Here is a 5,879-nt window from a genome sequence, read left to right as displayed (position 1 = left end):
TCCTGTTGTTTGAGAACTCAATAGTGTGCCAAGTTTGTTGATACCGATTGTTTTTTGATTGGTTGAATTTGCTGGTTGCCGCACGTCCGTGTGGTGGCTGGTTTTTTTGGCTGGTTTCGAATTTTGTGCAGCAGTGTTGCCCGTTTTCCCGGGTTTCGTTGTTGTGTCTGTAATGCATTTACGGAGAGTTTGATCCTGGCTCAGGATGAACGCTGGCGGCGTGCTTAACACATGCAAGTCGAACGATGAACCTCACTTGTGGGGGGATTAGTGGCGAACGGGTGAGTAACACGTGAGTAACCTGCCCTTGACTCTGGGATAAGCCTGGGAAACCGGGTCTAATACTGGATACGACCTTCTGGCGCATGCCATGTTGGTGGAAAGCTTTTGTGGTTTTGGATGGACTCGCGGCCTATCAGCTTGTTGGTGGGGTAATGGCCTACCAAGGCGACGACGGGTAGCCGGCCTGAGAGGGTGACCGGCCACACTGGGACTGAGACACGGCCCAGACTCCTACGGGAGGCAGCAGTGGGGAATATTGCACAATGGGCGCAAGCCTGATGCAGCGACGCCGCGTGAGGGATGAAGGCCTTCGGGTTGTAAACCTCTTTCAGTAGGGAAGAAGCTGGCCTTTTGGGTTGGTGACGGTACCTGCAGAAGAAGCGCCGGCTAACTACGTGCCAGCAGCCGCGGTAATACGTAGGGCGCAAGCGTTATCCGGAATTATTGGGCGTAAAGAGCTCGTAGGCGGTTTGTCGCGTCTGCCGTGAAAGTCCGGGGCTTAACTCCGGATCTGCGGTGGGTACGGGCAGACTAGAGTGCAGTAGGGGAGACTGGAATTCCTGGTGTAGCGGTGAAATGCGCAGATATCAGGAGGAACACCGATGGCGAAGGCAGGTCTCTGGGCTGTAACTGACGCTGAGGAGCGAAAGCATGGGGAGCGAACAGGATTAGATACCCTGGTAGTCCATGCCGTAAACGTTGGGCACTAGGTGTGGGGGACATTCCACGTTTTCCGCGCCGTAGCTAACGCATTAAGTGCCCCGCCTGGGGAGTACGGCCGCAAGGCTAAAACTCAAAGGAATTGACGGGGGCCCGCACAAGCGGCGGAGCATGCGGATTAATTCGATGCAACGCGAAGAACCTTACCAAGGCTTGACATGAACCGGAATGATGCAGAGATGTGTCAGCCACTTGTGGCCGGTTTACAGGTGGTGCATGGTTGTCGTCAGCTCGTGTCGTGAGATGTTGGGTTAAGTCCCGCAACGAGCGCAACCCTCGTTCCATGTTGCCAGCGGGTTATGCCGGGGACTCATGGGAGACTGCCGGGGTCAACTCGGAGGAAGGTGGGGACGACGTCAAATCATCATGCCCCTTATGTCTTGGGCTTCACGCATGCTACAATGGCCGGTACAAAGGGTTGCGATACTGTGAGGTGGAGCTAATCCCAAAAAGCCGGTCTCAGTTCGGATTGAGGTCTGCAACTCGACCTCATGAAGTTGGAGTCGCTAGTAATCGCAGATCAGCAACGCTGCGGTGAATACGTTCCCGGGCCTTGTACACACCGCCCGTCAAGTCACGAAAGTTGGTAACACCCGAAGCCGGTGGCCTAACCCCTTGTGGGAGGGAGCCGTCGAAGGTGGGACCGGCGATTGGGACTAAGTCGTAACAAGGTAGCCGTACCGGAAGGTGCGGCTGGATCACCTCCTTTCTAAGGAGCGCCTCAGGTTCATGTGTCTGCCCTTCAGTGGTGGGTGTGTGGCTTGCAGGAGTTAGCCCATAGCGCGGGCGTTTGTTCCGCGGTGGGTGCTCATGGGTGGAATATCAATGGATAGGTGCCTGCTGGTGTCTGATGGTGTGTGAGTACGTTGCGTGTCCTGGTTCTCCTGTGAGGGGGTTCCGGGGTGGGTTTCTGGAAAGCGTGGTGTTGGGTGTTGGTGGGTGATCGTTTGGCACACTGTTGGGTCCTGAGATAACAGGGCCTTGTTCTGTTTGGGTTGTGTTCCTGGTGTTGTTTGCCGGGGGTGCGGTCTGGGTGGGGTGGGGTTTGGTTGTTTCTGGTTTTTTCCTGCGCATGCTGCGCGCACCGTGTTTGTTGGTGTGTGTGGGTGTGTTGGGGTTGTTGGTTGAGAACTGCATAGTGGACGCGAGCATCTTAAAAAGAAGCAATTTCTATAGAATCTGGTTCCGGACTTCGTGTTCGGGCCTGGTTCTCTCGATATGTTTTTGATCTTAGTGGTCAAGTTTTTAAGGGCACACGGTGGATGCCTTGGCATCAGGAGCCGAAGAAGGACGTGGGAATCTGCGATAAGCCTGGGGGAGTTGATAACCGAACTTTGATCCCAGGATGTCCGAATGGGGAAACCCCGCCCGGCGCGCGAGTGACCGGGTGACCCGTATCTGAACACATAGGGTACGTGGAGGGAACGTGGGGAAGTGAAACATCTCAGTACCCACAGGAAGAGAAAACAATAGTGATTCCGTTAGTAGTGGCGAGCGAACGCGGATCAGGCTAAACCAGTGGTGTGTGATAGCCGGCGGGCGTTGCATCACTGGGGTTGTGGGACTTTCCGTTCCAGTTCTGCCGGACTGGTGAAATGAGTGCGTGCGTATAGGTGAACGGGTTTGAAAGCCCGGCCGGAGAGGGTGTTAGTCCCGTAACCGTAATGCGTGACGCCGTTTGGAGAGGATCCCAAGTAGCACGGGGCCCGAGAAATCCCGTGCGAATCTGCCAGGACCACCTGGTAAGCCTAAATACTCCCTGATGACCGATAGCGGACCAGTACCGTGAGGGAAAGGTGAAAAGTACCCCGGGAGGGGAGTGAAATAGTACCTGAAACCGTGTGCCTACAAACCGTCGGAGCAACCTTAGTAGTTGTGACGGCGTGCCTTTTGAAGAATGAGCCTGCGAGTTAGTGTTACGTCGCGAGGTTAACCCGTGTGGGGAAGCCGTAGCGAAAGCGAGTCTGAATAGGGCGAACGGAGTGGCGTGATCTAGACCCGAAGCGAAGTGATCTACCCATGGCCAGGTTGAAGCGACGGTAAGACGTCGTGGAGGACCGAACCCACTTCAGTTGAAAATGGAGGGGATGAGCTGTGGGTAGGGGTGAAAGGCCAATCAAACTTCGTGATAGCTGGTTCTCCCCGAAATGCATTTAGGTGCAGCGTTGCGTGTTTCTTATCGGAGGTAGAGCTACTGGATGGCTAATGGGCCCTACAAGGTTACTGACGTCAGCCAAACTCCGAATGCCGGTAAGTGAGAGCGCAGCAGTGAGACTGTGGGGGATAAGCTTCATAGTCGAGAGGGAAACAGCCCAGACCACCAACTAAGGCCCCTAAGCGTGTGCTAAGTGGGAAAGGATGTGGAGTTGCCCAGACAACCAGGAGGTTGGCTTAGAAGCAGCCACCCTTGAAAGAGTGCGTAATAGCTCACTGGTCAAGTGATTCCGCGCCGACAATGTAGCGGGGCTCAAGTACACCGCCGAAGTTGTGGCATTCACATATATCCCAAGCCGGAGACTTGTTCTCTTGGTTCAAGGGTGTGGATGGGTAGGGGAGCGTCGTGTGGGCAGTGAAGTCGCGGTGTAAACCAGCGGTGGAGCCTACACGAGTGAGAATGCAGGCATGAGTAGCGAAAGACGGGTGAGAAACCCGTCCGCCGAATGATCAAGGGTTCCAGGGTCAAGCTAATCTGCCCTGGGTAAGTCGGGACCTAAGGCGAGGCCGACAGGCGTAGTCGATGGACAACGGGTTGATATTCCCGTACCGGCGAAAAACCGCCAATACTGATCGAGGGATACTAACCGCCAGAAGCATGACCGCCCACCCTTGTGGTGACGTGGTTTTTTGTGGATCGCGGGACCTGATCTCGGGAGGTAAGCGTATTAACAGGTGTGACGCAGGAAGGTAGCCAAGCCGGGCGATGGTTGTCCCGGTCTAAGGATGTAGGGCAGAACGTAGGCAAATCCGCGTTCTTGTGTTCGATCACGGGCCTGAGATCTGATGGGACCCCCGTATGGGGGAATTTGGTGATCCTATGCTGCCGAGAAAAGCATCGGCGCGAGGTTTTAGCCGCCCGTACCCCAAACCGACACAGGTGATCAGGTAGAGAATACTAAGGCGATCGAGAGAATTATGGTTAAGGAACTCGGCAAAATGCCCCCGTAACTTCGGGAGAAGGGGGGCCCCAACTGTGATGGTGACTTGCTCACCGGAGCGGATCAGGGCCGCAGAGACCAGGGGGAAGCGACTGTTTACTAAAAACACAGGTCCGTGCGAAGTCGCAAGACGATGTATACGGACTGACTCCTGCCCGGTGCTGGAAGGTTAAGAGGACCGGTTAGTTTCACGCTTGCGTGGGACGAAGCTGGGAATTTAAGCCCCAGTAAACGGCGGTGGTAACTATAACCATCCTAAGGTAGCGAAATTCCTTGTCGGGTAAGTTCCGACCTGCACGAATGGAGTAACGACTTCCCCGCTGTCTCAACCATAAACTCGGCGAAATTGCAGTACGAGTAAAGATGCTCGTTACGCGCAGCAGGACGGAAAGACCCCGAGACCTTCACTATAGTTTGGTATTGGTGTTCGGTGTGGCTTGTGTAGGATAGGTGGGAGACTGTGAAGCGTGGACGCCAGTTCACGTGGAGTCATCGTTGAAATACCACTCTGGTCACTCTGGATATCTAACTTCGGCCCGTAATCCGGGTCAGGGACAGTGCCTGATGGGTAGTTTAACTGGGGCGGTTGCCTCCTAAAAAGTAACGGAGGCGCCCAAAGGTTCCCTCAGCCTGGTTGGCAATCAGGTGGCGAGTGTAAGTGCACAAGGGAGCTTGACTGTGAGAGAGACATCTCGAGCAGGGACGAAAGTCGGGACTAGTGATCCGGCGGTACATTGTGGAATGGCCGTCGCTCAACGGATAAAAGGTACCTCGGGGATAACAGGCTGATCTTGCCCAAGAGTCCATATCGACGGCATGGTTTGGCACCTCGATGTCGGCTCGTCGCATCCTGGGGCTGGAGTAGGTCCCAAGGGTTGGGCTGTTCGCCCATTAAAGCGGTACGCGAGCTGGGTTTAGAACGTCGTGAGACAGTTCGGTCCCTATCCGCTGCGCGCGCAGGAAATTTGAGAAGGGCTGTCCTTAGTACGAGAGGACCGGGACGGACGAACCTCTGGTGTGTCAGTTGTACTGCCAAGTGCACCGCTGATTAGCTACGTTCGGATGGGATAACCGCTGAAAGCATCTAAGCGGGAAGCCTGCTTCAAGATGAGATTTCCATACACCTCGTGTGTGAGAGGCCCCCAGCCAGACCACTGGGTTGATAGGCCGGATGTGGAAGCAGGGACGAAAGACCTGTGAAGCTGACCGGTACTAATAAGCCGATAACTTACACCACACACCCACCCCCACCAGGGACCACGTGGAACCCCTTCCGCGGCCGGCAACGGACCGCTCAGGGAACCACGAAACCCCCCGGTGGAACCCATGGGAGGGTGAAGATCAAACATGCTACGCGTCCACTATGCGGTTCCCAACCAACAACCGCCGAACCCCCATAACCCCCACCACAGGTGGGCGGTCACGGGACATAACTGAATACACGACACACCCACCCACCACCGCAGGCACGACCAGGTGGCGGCGTGGATGATGTAACCACAGATTTACCAGCACACCCCCCGCCAGCGGCGGAAAGGGCACACCTGGTAGCAAGGGTTACGGCGGTCATAGCGTGGGGGAAACGCCCGGTCCCATTCCGAACCCGGAAGCTAAGACCCACAGCGCCGATGGTACTGCACCCGAGAGAGTGTGGGAGAGTAGGACACCGCCGGACAACCATTACAGTGAAGGCCCCACACCACCAGGTGCGGGGCCTTCACC

3 rRNA genes are annotated in these 5,879 nt (G+C 55.7%); all 3 read left to right on the top strand.

Going from position 1 to position 5,879, the window contains the following annotated elements:
- Positions 1-177: 177 nt before the first annotated feature.
- The 3 genes from CXQ96_RS17600 (at position 178) to rrf (ending at position 5,832) form a co-directional block, all read left to right on the top strand.
- A 16S ribosomal RNA gene (locus CXQ96_RS17600) occupies positions 178-1,711 on the top strand.
- Between the two features lie 526 nt (positions 1,712-2,237).
- Positions 2,238-5,394 (top strand): 23S ribosomal RNA (locus tag CXQ96_RS17595).
- Between the two features lie 321 nt (positions 5,395-5,715).
- Positions 5,716-5,832, top strand: a 5S ribosomal RNA gene (rrf, locus tag CXQ96_RS17590).
- Together the 16S, 23S and 5S rRNA genes form the textbook arrangement of a ribosomal RNA operon.
- Positions 5,833-5,879: the final 47 nt, after the last annotated feature.

Origin of the sequence: Arthrobacter sp. B1805 (assembly GCF_002929745.1) — a bacterium.
Classification (GTDB): Bacteria; Actinomycetota; Actinomycetes; order Actinomycetales; family Micrococcaceae; genus Arthrobacter_D.
This window is presented reverse-complemented; position numbering and strand designations above follow the sequence as displayed.